The 16,139-nt window shown below is 70.1% G+C and carries 17 protein-coding genes; 6 read left to right on the top strand and 11 right to left on the bottom strand.

The features are described from left to right. Both H9Y04_RS19875 and H9Y04_RS19870 read right to left on the bottom strand, forming a co-directional pair. Positions 1 to 888 carry an amidohydrolase family protein gene (locus tag H9Y04_RS19875; RefSeq protein WP_187815279.1) on the bottom strand — a complete coding sequence of 296 codons (888 nt, stop codon included), beginning with the start codon at positions 886 to 888 and terminating at the stop codon, positions 1 to 3. Positions 889 to 890: 2 nt separating this feature from the next. Beyond that, on the bottom strand, positions 891 to 1,802 hold the full coding sequence (locus tag H9Y04_RS19870; RefSeq protein ID WP_187815278.1) for an SDR family oxidoreductase: 912 nt from the start codon (positions 1,800 to 1,802) through the stop codon (positions 891 to 893). Positions 1,803 to 1,981: 179 nt separating this feature from the next. On the opposite strand from H9Y04_RS19870, the gene H9Y04_RS19865 reads away from it, so the two are divergent. Further along, positions 1,982 to 2,395: a MarR family winged helix-turn-helix transcriptional regulator gene (locus tag H9Y04_RS19865; RefSeq protein ID WP_308801041.1), complete on the top strand. Its 414-nt coding sequence runs from the start codon at positions 1,982 to 1,984 to the stop codon at positions 2,393 to 2,395. Positions 2,396 to 2,446: 51 nt separating this feature from the next. Here the strand turns inward: H9Y04_RS19865 and H9Y04_RS19860 are convergent, their stop codons facing one another. Beyond that, the gene (locus tag H9Y04_RS19860; protein ID WP_187815277.1) at positions 2,447 to 2,908 is read right to left on the bottom strand and encodes a DUF3237 domain-containing protein; all 462 of its coding nucleotides are present in this window, start codon (positions 2,906 to 2,908) and stop codon (positions 2,447 to 2,449) included. Between the two features lie 258 nt (positions 2,909 to 3,166). On the opposite strand from H9Y04_RS19860, the gene H9Y04_RS19855 reads away from it, so the two are divergent. The 4 genes from H9Y04_RS19855 (at position 3,167) to H9Y04_RS19840 (ending at position 7,173) form a co-directional block, all read left to right on the top strand. Next, a complete protein-coding gene (locus H9Y04_RS19855; RefSeq protein WP_187815276.1) occupies positions 3,167 to 4,819 on the top strand; it encodes an ABC transporter substrate-binding protein in 1,653 nt (550 codons plus the stop codon). A 77-nt stretch (positions 4,820 to 4,896) separates the two neighbouring features. Further along, complete coding sequence (locus H9Y04_RS19850) at positions 4,897 to 6,348, top strand: amidase (RefSeq protein ID WP_187815275.1); 1,452 nt, start codon at positions 4,897 to 4,899, stop codon at positions 6,346 to 6,348. Between the two features lie 172 nt (positions 6,349 to 6,520). Continuing rightward, complete coding sequence (locus H9Y04_RS19845) at positions 6,521 to 6,877, top strand: hypothetical protein (RefSeq protein WP_187815274.1); 357 nt, start codon at positions 6,521 to 6,523, stop codon at positions 6,875 to 6,877. A 38-nt stretch (positions 6,878 to 6,915) separates the two neighbouring features. Beyond that, positions 6,916 to 7,173 carry a hypothetical protein gene (locus H9Y04_RS19840; RefSeq protein WP_187815273.1) on the top strand — a complete coding sequence of 86 codons (258 nt, stop codon included), beginning with the start codon at positions 6,916 to 6,918 and terminating at the stop codon, positions 7,171 to 7,173. On the opposite strand, the gene H9Y04_RS48955 is transcribed toward H9Y04_RS19840, so the two are convergent. The 3 genes from H9Y04_RS48955 to H9Y04_RS19830 all read right to left on the bottom strand — a co-directional run bounded on the left by H9Y04_RS48955 (position 7,133) and on the right by H9Y04_RS19830 (position 9,856). Next, entirely contained in the window at positions 7,133 to 7,576 is a 444-nt protein-coding gene (locus tag H9Y04_RS48955; protein ID WP_498067166.1) for a DUF7919 family protein, read from the bottom strand. The genes H9Y04_RS19840 and H9Y04_RS48955 overlap by 41 nt on opposite strands. A 37-nt stretch (positions 7,577 to 7,613) precedes the next feature. Continuing rightward, positions 7,614 to 8,153 (bottom strand): hypothetical protein, encoded by a 540-nt coding sequence (locus H9Y04_RS19835; protein ID WP_187815272.1) that lies wholly within the window; start codon positions 8,151 to 8,153, stop codon positions 7,614 to 7,616. 221 nt (positions 8,154 to 8,374) lie between these two features. Then, positions 8,375 to 9,856 carry an MFS transporter gene (locus tag H9Y04_RS19830; protein WP_214661402.1) on the bottom strand — a complete coding sequence of 494 codons (1,482 nt, stop codon included), beginning with the start codon at positions 9,854 to 9,856 and terminating at the stop codon, positions 8,375 to 8,377. Positions 9,857 to 10,023: 167 nt separating this feature from the next. Here H9Y04_RS19830 and H9Y04_RS19825 point away from each other — a divergent pair, with 167 nt between their 5' ends. Continuing rightward, positions 10,024 to 10,740 (top strand): TetR/AcrR family transcriptional regulator, encoded by a 717-nt coding sequence (locus tag H9Y04_RS19825; protein ID WP_187815271.1) that lies wholly within the window; start codon positions 10,024 to 10,026, stop codon positions 10,738 to 10,740. A 162-nt stretch (positions 10,741 to 10,902) separates the two neighbouring features. Here the strand turns inward: H9Y04_RS19825 and H9Y04_RS19820 are convergent, their stop codons facing one another. From H9Y04_RS19820 to H9Y04_RS19800, 5 genes are read right to left on the bottom strand one after another with little or no spacing between them, the layout of a single operon-like run. Continuing rightward, positions 10,903 to 11,691: an ABC transporter ATP-binding protein gene (locus H9Y04_RS19820; protein ID WP_187815270.1), complete on the bottom strand. Its 789-nt coding sequence runs from the start codon at positions 11,689 to 11,691 to the stop codon at positions 10,903 to 10,905. Beyond that, complete coding sequence (locus tag H9Y04_RS19815; RefSeq protein ID WP_187815269.1) at positions 11,684 to 12,691, bottom strand: ABC transporter ATP-binding protein; 1,008 nt, start codon at positions 12,689 to 12,691, stop codon at positions 11,684 to 11,686. The genes H9Y04_RS19820 and H9Y04_RS19815 overlap by 8 nt, the downstream gene beginning before the upstream one ends. Then, positions 12,688 to 13,551: an ABC transporter permease gene (locus tag H9Y04_RS19810; protein ID WP_236071120.1), complete on the bottom strand. Its 864-nt coding sequence runs from the start codon at positions 13,549 to 13,551 to the stop codon at positions 12,688 to 12,690. The genes H9Y04_RS19815 and H9Y04_RS19810 overlap by 4 nt, the downstream gene beginning before the upstream one ends. Beyond that, complete coding sequence (locus H9Y04_RS19805) at positions 13,548 to 14,504, bottom strand: ABC transporter permease (RefSeq protein WP_187815268.1); 957 nt, start codon at positions 14,502 to 14,504, stop codon at positions 13,548 to 13,550. Before H9Y04_RS19805 ends, H9Y04_RS19810 begins: the two co-directional genes overlap by 4 nt. After that, complete coding sequence (locus H9Y04_RS19800) at positions 14,501 to 16,129, bottom strand: CocE/NonD family hydrolase (protein ID WP_236071118.1); 1,629 nt, start codon at positions 16,127 to 16,129, stop codon at positions 14,501 to 14,503. Before H9Y04_RS19800 ends, H9Y04_RS19805 begins: the two co-directional genes overlap by 4 nt. Between the last annotated feature and the right edge of the window lie 10 nt (positions 16,130 to 16,139).

Below are 16,139 nucleotides of genomic sequence, written 5' to 3'. Positions count from 1 at the left end.
TCAGTCCGTGAGCAGACCGAGCAGGCGGGCGGCGTTCTCCTTGAGGATCTTCGGCCGGACCTCGGGCTTGATGTCGAGCTTGTCGAAGTCCGCGAGCCAGCGGTCGGGAGTGATGACGGGATAGTCGGAGCCGAACAGGACCTTGTCCTTGAGCAGCGAGTTCGCGTAGCGCACGAGCTGCGGCGGGAAGTACTTCGGAGACCAGCCGGACAGGTCGATGTACACGTACGGCTTGTGCGTGGCGACCGCGAGGGCCTCGTCCTGCCAGGGGAAGGACGGGTGGGCGAGGATGATCCGCAGCTCGGGGAAGTCCACGGCCACGTCGTCGACCAGCATCGGGTTGGAGTACTTCAGGCGGATGCCGCCGCCGCCCGGGACGCCGGCTCCGATACCGGTCTGGCCGGTGTGGAAGAGCGCGGGGACGCCGAGCTCCTCCATGGCCTCGTACAGGGGGTAGGCGAGCGGGTCGTTCGGTGAGAACGCCTGGATGCTGGGGTGGAACTTGAAGCCCCGTACGCCGTACTCCTCGACCAGGCGGCGCGCCTCCCGTACGCCCGCGCGGCCCTTGTGCGGGTCGATGCTCGCGAAAGGAATGAGCACGTCGGCGTGGGCGGCGCAGCTCTCGGCTATCTCCTCGTTGGAGATACGCGGGTGGCCGGTGGCGTGTTCGGCGTCGACGGTGAACACCACGGCGGCCATGGCGCGTTCGCGGTAGTGCGCGGCCATCTCGTCGATGGTCGGCTGCCGGTGGCCGTGCGCCTTGAAGTACTCCTCCGAGGCGCCGAACAGCTCGGGGCTCAGCGCACCGTGTCCGTTCTTGGAGACCTCCGCATGCGTGTGCATGTCGATGGCGGTGAGCCGGCCGAGGTCGAATGCGCGCTCGCTCATCGTCACGCCTCCGGGGCCTTCGGCGCGGGGATGCCGTACGTCTCGGGCTCGGCGCCGACGCCCGTGGCCCAGTCGGCGGCGATGGAGTCGGCGCTCCAGCCGCCGTCGGCGAACGCGACGGACTTCTCCTGCGGGTGGGCCCACAGGGCGAGCCGGTCGCCGCCGATGCCGATCGCCTGACCGGTCACGGCGGCGGAGGCGTCGGAGGCCAGGAAGGTGATGAGGGAGGCGACGTCCTCGACGGTGCCGAGGCCCTCGTCCTTGCGCAGCCAGTCGGGCAGCGGCGCGCCCGTGCGCTCGGCCTCCTCGATGACGGGGCCGAACGCCGGGATGGTCTTGGTCATTTCGGTGGCGGCGACCGGCACCACGGCATTGACGGTGACGTCCGCGCGGCCCAGCTCCATGGCCCAGGTGCGGGCCATCGCGACGATGCCCGCCTTGGCGGCGGCGTAGTTGGTCTGGCCGAAGTTGCCGCGCTGTCCGGCGGGCGAGGAGATGAGGATCAGCCGGCCGCCGGTCCCCTGCTCACGCATGCGTACGGCGGCGGCGCGAGCACAGGTGAACGTGCCGCGCAGATGGACGCGGACCACGTCGTCGAAGTCCTCGTCGGTCATCTTCCACAGCACGCGGTCGCGCAGGATGCCCGCGTTGGTGACGAGGACGTCCAGGCTCCCGAACTCCCGTACCGCCGTGTCCACCAGCTCTTGCGCCGCCTCGCTGTCGCCCACGGCCGCGACGACTCCGGTCGCCCTGCCGCCCGCCTCCGTGATGGAGGTGACGGCGGCATCGACGGCGGTCTTGTCGACGTCGTTGACGACGACCGCGGCGCCGGCCGCGGCAAGGGCCTGGGCGTACGCCAGTCCCAGGCCGCGTCCGCTGCCGGTGACGACGGCGACCTTGTCCTGCAGATCCATGGGGATACCTCTCGTACGGGTTGGAAGGGGGGTGCCGTGAACGCCGGAGCGACGGCCGCAATTGACAGGAATCCTGATGAACGCAGTCTGCGCATCATCAGGATTCCTGTCAATGACTTAAGGTGAGGGAGCCTCCGCCACTCCGGCGGCAGGAGAAGGCGTCACCACGGGAGGACGACGTGAGCACCTCGCTGCTCTACCTGCTCAAGCGGACGGAGCTGGCGGTACGCGCCCGCCTGGACGAGCTGCTCAAGCCCGCCGGGATCACCGCGCTGCAGTACACCGCGCTCACGGTCCTCGAACGCCACGACGGAATCTCCGCCGCCCAGCTCGCCCGCGACTCCTTCGTCACCGCCCAGTCGATGGCCGACATGGTGCGTGCCCTGGAGAGCCGCGGCCTGATCCGCCGCGAGCCCAATCCGGCCAACCGCCGCGAGCGGCTGATCCTGCTCGCCGCCCCGGGTCGGGACCTCCTCGCCGAGTACGCCGGGCCGGCCCGCGCCCTGGAGAAGCGCATGACGGAGGGCATGAGCGCCGAGGAGGTCACCGCGTTCCGGCAGGCCCTGGTCGGATCGTGGCGGGCCCTGTCGTAACCGACGCCGACCCGCCACCCGGCCTGCCGCCCAACCCGCTTCTCCAGGGCCCTACTTGAGGGCGTACATACGGATCACCACGACGTTGTCGCCGTCCGGCCGGGCGAGCCCGACGAAGACCGTCCCGGCGAGCCAGCGATGAGCGGGCGCGTCCGTACGGAAGACCGGCGAGGTGCGGTAGTAGTGACCGGCCTCGGTGACCTGCAGATCACCGTCGAACTGATCCGGGGAGTCGGCCTTGGGCCGGTAGTAGCCGCGGTTGACGATGTCGATCACCGAACCGTCCTCGGCCTGGACCAAGTAGCGGGCCTCCAGCTCGCACACCTCCCCGCGCGTGCTGCTCCAGTCGCCACCACCGGGCAGGACCTTTCCGCGAAGCCGGGGGCCCTCCACGGAACCTCCGGTGATCGGGGTGAACTCGGTGACCTCACCGTCACCGTTGCCGATATGCAGGGTCTCCGCGACCTCGGCCCGGATCTCGAACGCGAACTCCAGGGCGGGCGTGAAGGACATGGCAGTTCTCCGCTTCTGCGAACGGGCGGCGCACGCGAGGCCCTGCCCGATTCGCAAGTTGGTCACGTCTTGCACTTGACGCGTTAGCTCACCAGATGCAAGCGTGAGATGCAACAGCGTTATATGACATTCATTTACGACGGCTCGTCGGCGCGGTTTCCCTCTCCCCTGTCGAGCGTCCTCCGGCATCCCCGCTCTCTTCTCACCCCCCTCTCCTGTCTCCCTTCTCCTCACCCTTCTCGGCAAGGAGCACCAGCCATGGCTGCGAAGAAGACGGTGCTTGCGCTGCTCACGAGCGCGGGCCTCCTGGCCACCACCGCCTGTACCGGCGCATCGAACGGCAACGGCGACAACACCGCCCCCGAGCCCGGGCGCCTGACCACCACGACCGCGCCAGGAACCGCCGAAGTCGACCGCATCACCTGGGCACTTCCGTACGGCGAACCGACGACGCTGGACCCCGCGAAGATCGGCGACTACTCGCCCCAGGCCGTCGAGGCCAACCTCTGCGACACCTTGACCCGCATGAACGCGGACTTCTCCCTGAGCCCCGGCCTCGCACGGAAGGTCACCTGGACCGACCCCCGCACCCTGGTGCTCGACCTGCGCGACGATGTCACGTTCTGGGACGGCACACCCATGACCACCGAGGACGTGATCTACAGCCTGAACCGCCAGCGCGACCCCAAGACCCAGGCGCTGTACGGGAATTACCTGGCCACGGTGACCTCGATCAAGGCCACCGGACCGCACCAGGTGACGCTGCGGACCAAGGGGTACGACCAGGCGCTGACCAAGGCGCTCGCCACCTCGTTCGGCGCGGTCAGCCAGAAGAAGTTCACCGCGAAGGCCGGTCCTTCCTACGGGAGCGCCAAGGGCGGCTTGATGTGCACGGGGCCGTACCGGCCGGTGTCCTGGAAGTCCGGGAGCGGCATCACCCTCGAACGTCACGACGGCTACTGGGACACCGGGCTCAAGCCCAAGGCGAAGAGCATCGAGTTCAAGTTCATCACCAACAACAACACCCTCACGAGCGCGCTGCTCTCCGGCGAGGTGGACGGCACGTACGAGCTGCCGCCCAGCAGCGCCACCGCACTCGGCAAGGCCGGGAACGGCACCGTATACCTCGGTCCTTCGACCCAGAACGTGCTGCTGATGCCGGCGAACGCCGAGTCGCCCGCGGCCGATCGCAGGCTGCTCGACGCGCTCTCCCTGGTCATCGACCGCGAGGCGCTGATCAAGAACGTGTTCGGCGGCGACGCCACCACCCTCAAGTCCCTTGTGCCGCCGCTGACCTGGCGCGGGGACAAGGCCGCGGACACCTTCGACACGGCCTATGCCGCCCTGCCCGACGTACCCGAGACGGACGTGGAGAAGGCGAAGAAGCTGGTCGCGCAGGCGCGTCCGGCCACGCGCCCGCTGGTGGCGGCCATCCCCGCCGGGGACCAGCGCGGACTGCAGGCGCTGACCTTCATCCAGGCCGCGGCCAAGAAGATCGGCGTGGGCATCGAGATCAAGCAGCTCCAGCCCACCGAGATGTCCTCGCTCTTCTACGACCCGTCGGTACGCAAGGGGCTCGATCTCGTCCTCACCTTCGGCTATGTCACGATGCCCGACCCGGCCTCGTACGTCGCCGAGAGCGTCACGCCCCGGGGCATCTTCAACTGGACCCGCTACCACAACCCCGAGGTGACCCGACTGCTCGACCAGGCGCGTACCGCGTCCGACCCCGCCGCCTCGGCCGAGGCGTACGCCAAGGCCCAGGCTCTGTTCACGCCCACCTTGCCGGCCGTGTTCCTGGCCACCACGCACGAGCGGATGTTCATGAACAAGCGCATCAGCGGAGCTCCTGCCTCCTTCGCGTACATGGGCATGCCGTGGGCCGCACACCTGGGAGGGACCGCCAAGTGACCGCCGCCCCTTCGCCTCGGAACGCACCTCAGGCTTCGACGCACGCATCGCCTCAGACCTCGACTCAGGAGATATCGATGACCGACACCGCCGGCAGCGCGCCGCTGTGGGACCGCTCGGCTGCCGAACTGGCCGCCGGCATCCGCGCGAAGACCTTCTCCGCGACAGAGGTCGCCAAGGCGTTTCTCGCCCGGATCGAGGAGACCAATCCGGCGCTCAACGCCCTCGTGGACATCCGGCCCGAGGAGGCGCTCGCCCAGGCCGCCGCGGCCGACAGCGCGGTGGCGGCCGGTGGGGACCTGCCGCCGCTGCTGGGTGTCCCGGTCTCCATCAAGATCAACACTGCGCAGCGCGGCTACGCCAGCTCGCACGGCGTCCCCGCCTGGGCGGGCGCCATCGCGCAGGGCGACGCCGTCTGTGTCGCCGGGCTGCGGGCGGCCGGTGCCACGTTGCTGGGCCGGAGCAACAGCCCGGCGTTCGCGGTGCGCTGGTTCACCGGCAATGACCTGCACGGCAAGACGCTCAACCCGTACGACCCCGGTCACACCCCCGGCGGTTCGTCCGGCGGCGCAGCCTCGTCCGTCGCCGCGGGCATGACACCCATCGCGCAGGGCAACGACATCGGCGGCTCGGTCCGCTTCCCCGCGTACTGCTGCGGGGCCGTCGGCCTGCGGCCCACCGTGGGTCTGGTCTCCGGGATGGAGCCGCGCGGGATGGAGGAGTTCGACGCTCCCCTGTCCTTCCAGACCATGGCGGTCCACGGAACGCTCGGCTGGACGGTCGACGACGTACGCCTCGGTCTGGACGCCATGATCAGCCCGGACCTGAACGACCCCGTCGGCCTGCCGGTACGTCCCTCGCTCAGCAAGCCGGGCGGCCCGGTGAAGGTCGCGGTCGTACGGGACGCCGGCGTCACGAAGTCGCACCCCGCCGTGGATGCGGCCGTCGACGACGCGGCGCGCTGGCTCGCCGAGGCCGGGCACGAGGTGGAGGAGGTCGAACTGCCGCTGCTCGGTGAGGCGGCGCGGCTGTGGTCGCTGCTGCTCTACCAAGAACTGAAGACGATGATGTACGAGATCGACACCTTCGGGGACGAGAGCGTACGGGTCTCGCTCGCCGCGTCCTTCGACGCCGCGGCGCAGATCTGGGGCGAACAGCCCAGCCTCACCGACTACATCAAGGGCTACGCCCGCCGCGGCACGCTGATCAACCGCCTCCAGGAGTTCCTGGGCCGGGACCGGATCGTGCTGACGCCGGTGTGCGCCGAGCCCCCGTTCGAGCAGGACGCCGACCTCGCCGGCAACGACCGCGTCGCCGAACTCCTCACCGCGCAGTGGCCCATGCAGTCCGTCCCGGTCCTCGGCTTCCCGGCCATCTCCGTCCCGACCGGCCTGCGCGACGGACTCCCCTCGGGTGTGCAGCTGATCGGCGGCCGCTTCCAGGAGGATCTGCTGCTCCACGTGGCATCGGCGATCGAGGCGCGGGCGCCGCGCAGCAGGCCGGATCTGTCCTGGGCGCAGGGCAACTGACCGCCTGCGCCCACCTCTTGCCCGTGTGCCCCGGCATCCATCGCGACTGCCGGGGCACACTAGTGGCGGACTCCCCTTGGTCGTCGTATCCGATGGTGGGCTGCCGGCCGATGGAAACGGGTGGCCCGCTTGAAAGACCGCTCGCTACGGTGACCAGGTGTGCTTCTACGCCATGACCTCCTACAAGCTGCACTACGCGTGCGTCTCGTGCCGTGTCAGCTTCAAGCAGCATGCCTGGCCGCAGCGGGAGCACCTGTGCCCGAACTGTTCGGGCCCCCTTCTCTGCGCCGGCCACGACTTCGCTCCGCCGCGCAGGCGCGATGTCCGCGGTTGGTCCGTGGTGGCTGCGGTGCTGGGCGAAGGTCTCCGCTACGAAGGGCTGTCGGCCTGCGGGTGCGCGAAGGAACCCGAGTACCGGCCGCGGACACGGGCTGAACTGCGGATCCGCCGGACCGTTGCCACTCGGGAGGGACTGCCGCTGTCCGAGACCCTGTCCCGGCCGGATCCGCTGACCCCGCTGACGGACTGATCACGCGGGCAGCGATGGCGGAGGGAGGGGCGGCGAAGGTGGGGGCGGACGGACGTCTGGACGACGTACTCGACGCGTTGGCGCGCTGCACCGGTTCGGCGATGAGCGCCGCAAGCGACGACGAGCATGAGCGGTGGCCTGTCTATCTGGCGGCGTGCGGAAGGAGTCAGTGCCGCGACCTGCTCTTGAGCGCCGTTGCGCTGGAGCCCGATTCCAGCGTCGCGTCGGGGATCGTCCTGCGGATGCCGGCGGGCCTCACCCAGAATCTCGCCTCCGTTGAGCGAGGAACGTCCTAGGGTCCCGACGCGCTGCGAGAACCGCCTCTACGAAGGCGGTTGGCGGCAAGTACTCGTGTGCCGCGACATAGTGAGCGATCAGTTCAGGTGCGGCGTAGGCGACGTCTCCACCCATCACCCATATCTCGGCACTGCCCTTCGGATGGCCGGCCCGACTGCCGAGGATCCGAGAAGCACAGAACGGGCAGGAGTGGTGGCCGCGAGTCTGCCGAGCTCGGCGCGTGTGGCTCATGGCGCTCAGCACGTCGGCCAGGCCGGAGGGAGCAACCCCCTTCTCGTACGGCTTTCCGCGCTCGAGCCAGCCAACGTTGACCAAGGGGACGCCCCTCCAGAGACCCGTCGCATCTCGCGCCCGGTTGTCCCAGTCATACGTGTACGGAGTCAAGTCCGCGTAATAAGACACGCGCTGTGTCTACCAGGTGACCGTGATCGACGAGACCTCACAGGAGTCCGGCAACCCGCCGAAGCTGTGCTCGGTCGTCAGGGCTGCTCAAGTGTTCCGCCAGCTCCGCAACCACGCTCGCATGCTCCGCGAAGACCGCCCGGCACTGTTCGCGCTCGGGATGATCGCAGTCACTGCCGAACCAATACACCATGGCCTCGTTGCGGCCATCGATCGGCTCGGAGAACCCCGCGACCGAGACCACCAGGCTCAACAGGCGGGACTGCGCGGGAATCCGTGGGTCACTTGCGAGGCGCAGCAGGAACGGCAGTGCGGCCGGCATGGCCGCGTTCATCTCTCTGACGCTGTTGAGCAGGGAATTGGTGAGGACCCGCTTGGCCTCGAAGGCGGCGGCCGGATCGAGAAGTCCGTGCAGCAGTACGGGGATGGCCGCAGGGCACTCCGGGAACGCGGACCAGCGGACATCCTCACATCCGCGCAGGGCAGGATGGCCGCGGCCGGCATCGGCTGCCTGCGGGTAGTCCAGGAGGAATTGGGCGATCGCCGCCTCCTTGTCAGCCAGATCCCTGCTGCACACCGGCCAGCCCCTCACCTTGTCGCGCTAGGACCCCAAACCCCGCCAGTCGCACTCTCGCGTGACCAGACCTGCGCGGCAAGGGTGTTCACGAGTGAGGGTGGCCTGGGCCTTCTCGGGCCGGGAGATCTCTTCCCGCGCGGTGAGTGATCGTTCCCCCAGCCCGTTTGCCGGTTTCATGGCCGACGCTCTTCGACGTGGGCCATGAAACCGGCAAATGACGGTCAGCGACTGCTCGGGATACTGTCTCCGCCCGGTTGGCGCTGCGGGAACTCGATGCCCTCCGGCCCTGGAGCCGCTCCCGGCTTCTTGAGGGTGAAGGCGAGCAGTCCGCCGAGGACGGAGGCGGCTCCGCCGATCCACATCGCGGTGCGCAGGCCGTCGGCGACATCCGCCACGGCCGGTGCGACGCCAGAGTCCGAGGCCAGTCCCGCGGTGGCTACGGCGACCAGCAGGGCCAGGCCTGCGGAGCCGCCGATCTGCTGGGATGCGGTGGCCAGCGCGGAGGCGGCCCCGGCCTCCTGCGGAGCAACTCCGGAGGCGGCGCCGGCGAACATCGCGGGGAAGGTCACGCCGCCGCCGATGCCCCAGATGACCAGGCCGGGCACCAGGGCCCAGAAGGGGGCTCCGGTGGACATGGCCACGGCCAGCACGACCATGCCGACGCCATTGACGAGCATGCCGGTGAACAGAGTGGCCCGCGCCCCCCATGTGCCGAGCAGGATTCCCGCGAGCTTCAGTGAGGCGGCCATCGAGATGACGGTCAGCGGCACAAAGGCCAGGCCTGCCTCGAGGGCGTCGTAGGCGAGCACCCCCTGCAGGTAGTTGGTGAAGATGTAGTACGCGCCGCCCAGAGCGCTCTGGAAGACGAGAATGACAAGAATCGCCGTGACCAGGCTGTGGTTACGGAACAGTCGCATCGGGACCAGCGGACTGCGGACCTTGCTCTCCACGAGGGCGAAGACGGCGAGAAGCACCGCGCCGGCGACGATCGATCCGGCCCCGCGAAGTGAGCCCCAGCCCTCTTCCGGGCCGCTCACCAGGCCGAGCACCATCAGCGACGAACCAAGGGTGGCGAGGATCGCGCCCACTGCATCGAAGCTGCCCCGATCTGCGGTGGAGCGCTGGTCCGGGGCAAGGATGCCGGGCGCGACGGCGGCCGCGAGCAGGGCGAAGGGGACGAGAACGAACAGCACCCACTCCCAGCCCCAGGCCTGGGTGAGGACACCGCCGAGCAGGGCACCGGCGGCCAGGCCGCCGCTCCCGCAGGCGCCCCAGACGGCGAAGGCCTTGTTGCGCTGCACCCCTTCGGTGAAGCGGGTGTTGATCAGGGCCAGCGTCGCCGGGGACAGGAGCGCGGCGCCGAATCCCTGGACAGCGCGGGCGGCGATGAGCACGGCCGGGCTCTCGGCGAAGCCTCCCAGGAGACAGGCCAGGCCGAAGACGGTCAGGCCGAGGATGAATATGCGGCGGGCGCCCAAGCGGTCCACGAGCCGGCCGCCGAAGAGCAGGAATCCGCCGAACGCCACGGCGTAGGCACTGACGACCCACTGCAGGGACTGGGCACTGAAACCGAGCGCGCTGCCGATCTCGGGCAGTGCGACGAACACGATGTTGTAGTCGACGGCGACGATGAACTGGGCGAACGCCAGCAGCGCGAGCATCGGCCCGGTCCGCTGCCGGATCTTGGGGACGGTATCAACCACGTCTTGCTTCCTTCTTGCATGGCAGGGGAGTTGGGGGCCGCACCGTTGCCGCCCCGGCCCTCGTCCGCTCTCTGAGCGCGAGACAGATTCTGAACGCCTATCTATTTCTACACGGCGTTCAATCTTTACGCGGCGTACTCTGACTCAACGCTGTTAGGGTGTCAACCATGGGAGATGCGACGCAGAGCCGACGGGCCCGTCTCCGGGCGGAGACCACGGGCGAGATCAAGTCGATCGCGCTCAAGCACATGGCGACCGGCGGCCCGGCCGCCATCTCGCTGCGCGCCATCGCCCGCGAGATGGGCATGACGGCGGGGGCGATCTACAGCTACTTCACCAATCGCGATGACCTGATCACGGCGCTCACCGTCGATGTCTACGAGTCCCTTGCCCAGACGCTCGAGGCCTCGCACCGCAACGCACCGTCGGACGACCCGGCCGGACAGATGCTGGCCCACGCCCGCGCCTACCGCGCCTGGGCCGTGGCCCACCCCGAGGAATTCCGTCTGATCTACGGCGATCCCGTACCCGGCTATCAACCCCCGGAGGCCGGCGCCGCGCAGGAAGCCGAGCACCGACTGTGCACGGTCCTTCTCGAGCTGGTGGCCTCGGCCTGGCCCCACGCCGCCGCCTCGCAGGAAGCCTGCGACTACGGCTGGTCCGACTTCCAGCCGAGCCTGGCCACCTTGACCCGGGAGTCCTTCCCCGACCTGCCGCCTGCGGCCGTGGCGCTCTGCCTGCGCCTGTGGAGCCGGATGCACGGCCTGCTCACCCTGGAGATCTACGGACACCTGCGCCACCAGGTCGCCGACCCCGCCAAGCTCTACGAGGCCGACATGCACGACCTGATCCGCACGCTAGGGCTGGCAGCACCGCAGAAGTAGCCACAGCCCGGCCTGGACCGCTGCCGTCCTCAGCAAGCCGGCGGACTGACTGCCCAACTCCCCGCGCACCACAGGAGCCACGCCCCGGCAACAGCAAAGAAGACGGCTGTCCCGCCCCCTGTCGGGACAGCCGTCTTCGCTCTGGGGCAGACTCACACGCGGTCAGGCCGCCGCCCGCTCCGCCCTCCGTCGCGGTGTCCAGCCCGGTTTCGGGATGGAGGCCACCAAGCGTTGGGTGTACGGGTGTTGGGGGGCGCCGAGCACCGTGGCCACCGGGCCGTGTTCCACGACTCGGCCGTGTTGCATCACCAGCACTTCGTCGCTGATGTGGCGCACCGCGCCCAGGTCGTGCGTGATGAACAGCAGCGCCGTCCCCGTCTCCGTACGGATGCGGCGCAGCAGGGTGAGGATCTGGGCCTGGATGGATACGTCGAGCGCGGCGATCGCCTCGTCCAGGATGAGCAGGCGCGGCTCGGCGGCCAGTGCGCGGGCGATGGCGACGCGTTGGCGCTGGCCGCCGGAGAGTGCCTTGGGCAGGGCCCGTGCCTGGCGGTCGTCCAGGCCCACCATGTCGAGGAGTTCGGCCACGCGGGCACGCACCCCGTCCGCCGGCAGCCGCTGGTGGAAGCCGACCGCCTCGGCGAGGGCGTCCCCGACGCGCTGGCGCCGGTCGAGCGACGCATAAGGGTCCTGGAAGACCATCTGGATCTGGCGGGCGCGGACGCGGCGCTCGCGGGCGCGCAGTCGCCCCGCCGGGCGCTCCTCGCCCGCGACGACAACGCTCCCGCCACTGGGTGCCTCGAGCCCGGCGATCATGCGCGCGGTGGTGGTCTTGCCCGATCCGGATTCGCCGACGATGGCCAGGGCGCCCTGCTCCGGGAGCGCGAACGTCACCTCGTCCACGGCGACGAACTCCCCGTATTCCTTACGGAGGTTGCGTACCTCAAGCATGGTCGGCGGTCTCCTCGGAGGCGAGAACGTACGGGAAGTGGCAGGCCGCGAATGCGTCTCCGTGAGGTGACGGCTGCGGGCGCTCGCTGCGGCAGACGTCCTGGACGTGCGTACAGCGGTCGCTGAAGGCGCAGCCCTCGGGCGCCTCGAAGCCGGACAGGGGCCGGCCGGGGATGGAGCGGAGTTCCGCGGCCTCGTCGAAGACCGAGGGGCGGGAGGCGAGCAGGGCGCGGGTGTACGGGTGGGCGGCGTGCGCGCGCAGGCGGGCGGCGGGGAGTTCCTCCACGGTCGATCCCGCGTACATCACCACGACGCGGTCGCTGACGGCGGCCGCGAGCTCCAGGTCGTGGGTGATGAACAGCAGCGCGAGACCGCGGGCTTCGCGCGCCTCGCCGATGATGGCCATCACCTCCTCCTGCGTGGTCACGTCGAGCGCGGTGGTCGGCTCGTCCGCGAGCAGCAGCCGCGGCTCCACGGCCAACGCCGCGGCGATCATGACGCGTTGGAGCAGTCCGCCCGACAGTTCGTGGGGGCGTTGGCGCATCCGGCGGTCGGCGTCCGGGATGCCGACCTCGCGCAGGATGCCGGTGACCTTTTTGACGGCTTCTCCGGAAGGGACGCGGCGCGCCGTGGTCAGGCCCTCGATGAGGAAGTCGCCGATGCTGCGGGCGGGGTTGATGTGCGCCCGCGGGTCCTGGAACACCATGGCGACCTCGGCCGCACGGAAGGCGCGCAGGCGCTCGGCGTTCATCCCCGGCACCGACTCCCCCGCGAACCGTACGTCGCCGTGGATGCGGGCGCTGCCCGGCAGCAGCCCCATCACGCAGCGGGCCGTCAGTGACTTGCCCGAGCCGGATTCGCCGACCAGGGCGACGGCTCGGCCCTCCGGGATGGTGACATCGGCGCGGTGGACGACGGTGCGCGGTGCGCCGTCGAGGGGCAGGTCGATGCGGAGCCCGTCGATGTGGAGCAGGGGCGACGCATTCTGCGGTTCGGTCATGCGCTCTCTCCGAGCAGACGTCGGGACAGACCCGTCCCGAGGAGGTTGAACGCGACGACGACGACCAGGATCGCGATGCCCGCGTACAGCGACTGCTGTGGCTGGCCGGCGAGGATGGACGGGGCGCCGTTGGCGACCATCAACCCCCATTCGGGGTCCGGGGGTTGGCTGCCCAGGCCGAGGAACGAGATCGCGGCCACGTCGAGCAGCGCGTAGCCGAAGCCGATCGTGGCCTGGACGAGGACGAGCGGCAGCAGGTTGGGCAGCAGGTGCCGCAGCCAGATGCGCGCCGTGGGGGCGCCGAGGAGTTGGAGCGCCGCCACGTAGGGCAGATGGCGTTCCTTGATCGCGGCCGAGCGTACGACCCGGGTGATCAGGGGCAGATACGCGATCGACAGGGCGACGATCGGTGCGGTGAGTCCGGCGCCGAAGACCGCGGCGACGAGGACGGCCAGGATGAGCCCCGGGAAGCCGAAGACGACGTCCAATGCTCCGGAGACGAACCGGTCGAGCCAGCCCCCGAACCAGGCCGCGGTCAGCGCGAGGAGCGTGCCGAGCGCGGTGGACACGGCGATCACGGCGGCGGGCGCGGCGAGGGTGGCCCGTGCCCCGGCGATCAGCCGGGACAGCAGATCACGTCCGGTGTCGTCCGTGCCGAGCCAATGGGCGCCCGAGGGACCGGCGTTGACGTTGAGCGGGTCGACGGCGTTCGGGTCGTGCGGGGCGAGCAGCGGTCCGAGCAGCGCGAGGAGAACGAACAGGGCGACCACACCGCCCGCGACCAGCGTGAGGGGGTCGATGCGGCCGGTGCGCCGCTTGGCCCGGGGGCGGGTGGACAGGGCAGCAGGCATGGTGGTCATCGGATGGCCCCCTTTTGTGCGGCGATACGGGGATCCACGGCGGCGCTGATGAGATCGACGCCGGTGTTGATGACCACGAAGACGATCACGAAGATCAGGGAGACGGCCTGGACGACGGCCATGTCCTGCTTGGACGCGGCCTCGATCATGAGGGCGCCGAGCCCTCCGGTGCCGAACGCCTGCTCCGCGACGGCCGCGGTGGCGATGAGTCCGGCGATGCCGACACCGGAGACGGCGAACATCGCTCCGGAGGCGTTGTGCAGCACGTGCCGCCGGATCACGACGCGTTCGGGTACGCCACGGCTGCGGGCGGTCTCCACGTGCTCGGAGCGCAGTTCGCCGCGCACGGCGGTGCGCGTCACCTGGGCCACGTATCCGATCCAGCTCAGCGCCAGCGCGACGGCCGGCAGCGTCAGATGCGCCAGCGTGTCCGTGAAGCCCTCGCCGGATCCGTACACGGGGAACCACGGGAGCCGGACGGCGAAGAGCCAGATGAGCAGCACCGCCATGACGAAGGTGGGCACCGCCATCGCACCTGCGGTCAGCGTCGTGGCCAGCGCCTCCGTGCGCCCGCCGCGCAGCGCGGCGACGGTGCCGATGAGCATGCCGCCGGCCAGCACGAGCACGGCGGCGTAGGCGACGAGGGCCACGGTGTCGCCGGCGCGATCGCCGATCAGGCCGGTGACGGAGTCGCGGTAGACGAGGGACTGGCCGAAGTCGCCTTGCAGGAAGTTGCTCAGCCAGTGCCAGTAGCCCGCGAGGAACGGGTCGTCCAGGTGGTAGTCGCTGCGGATCTGCGCCAGGACGGCGGGATCGGGGTTGCGGCTGCCCCCGACGAGCAAGGTGGCAGGGTCCCCCGGGGTGAGGAACATCGCGCCGTAGATGGCCAGGCTGGAGACGAGCACGGTCAGGACGAGCATGCCGAGCCGCACCGAAAGGAAGCGCAGACTCATCGTGGACCCCCTCCTTCGCCTCCGTCACCGCTGTCGGGCAGGACGGTCAGACACAGGCGGGACGGGTGGGCGGCACCCGTACGCAGGTGCTGCAGGCTCGCCTTGGGGGTGGTCGCGAGCCAAGGGCTCTCCAGGGAGCCGGAGTTGGGCAGGTGGTTCGGGAAGTCGCTGCCGGCGATCATCAGCGCGAGGCGGTGGCCAGGACGCACCCGGTAGCCGGTGTGTCCCAGCGCGATCTCGACCTCGCCGGGCCGGTCGGCCTGGGCGCAGCCGCGCAGGATGAGGCGTGCCGTGCCGTCGGGGGCGAGGTCGAGGAGGCGTACGAACAAGTCGTACGTGGGCGCCGTGCTCTCGACGTGCAGCACCGCGTGCACGGGACCGGCGAGGTCGAGCGGCCGGGTGGCGGCGGCGCCGGTGAACACGAGGACGTCGTCCCGGTCGAGGGTGCGGCGCTCGTCGGCGTGCTCGCGCAGCTGCAGGAAGGTGTCGGTCGCGGCCGACGGCACGAGATCGTCCGGGTCGTAGCGCCACTGGCCCGATTCCGCCCGGTCGTCGGGGCGCGGGGCCAGTCCCCCACCGGGGACGGTGCCGCTCGCGGCGGCCGGGTCCGTCAGGTACAACTCCGTTGCCCTGGCTTCCGGCAGAGGCCAGCCGGCCGCCGTGCGCCAGCCCACGTGGCCGAGCTTCCAGCGCACCCTCGGCAGTGTGTCGGGATGCGCGGCGCCCTTGAGGAAGACGTCGAAGAACTCGATCGCGGGCCCCGTGTAGGAGTCCAGCTTCCGTTCGAGGGCCTCGACGGACACCATGTGGTCGCTCTCGGGGGTCGCCGGGGCGTCCTCCAGGAAGTAGTTCTCGTGGTCGATGGTGTCCGCGATGAGGTACTGAACGGCGGCCCAGCCGGGGCGCTTGGCCAGTTCCTCGTAGTCGCGCAGGTGGGCGGTGCCGAGGTTGTCGAACCAGCCCGCGCAGTGCAGCACGGGTACGGGCCGGGCGTCGTACGGGTGCGGCCCGTTGTACGGGTCGAGCGGGATGCCCCCGACGACGAGGTCGAAGCCGGCGGAGCGCTTCCCGATGGCGGCGAACGCCTCCTCGTAGGCGGCGATGAGCGGGCGGCGGCTGAAGTCGACCTCGAACTCGTGGATGTGGTTGTCCGTCCACACCTGCGCTTGATAGGTGGCCCCTTCCAGCCACAAGGGCTGGCGCCCCGCGCCCGCGTCGTACGTGGCGATCCCCGGCGCGTTCGTGGTGCTGGTCACCCGGGGGACGATGGCGCGCAGCGCGGGGTGCTGACTGGAGACGGCCGACCACTGCGTGAAGCCGTAGTACGAGTCCCCGAACATGCCCACGGTCCCGTCGGACCAGGGCTGGCGGACGATCCACTCAAGAGTGTCGTAACCGTCGTCGACCTCGCCGGTCCAGCCGAGCGTCCTGCCCTGCGAGCGGAACTTGCCCCGCACGTCCTGCACCACCACGACGTATCCGTGCGCCGTGAACCTCTCCGCGATCCTGTCGAAGAAGACGTACCGGCTGTTCTTGTCGTAGGGCAGACGCGCCAGGACCGTCGGCGCGGGCGCCTCCCGGCCGGCCCCGTACACATCGGTGGCCAGCTGCACTCCGTCGCGCATGCGCACCATG

The organism is Streptomyces polyasparticus (genome assembly GCF_014493765.1).
In the GTDB taxonomy this organism is placed as follows: domain Bacteria; phylum Actinomycetota; class Actinomycetes; order Streptomycetales; family Streptomycetaceae; genus Streptomyces; species Streptomyces polyasparticus.
This window is presented reverse-complemented; position numbering and strand designations above follow the sequence as displayed.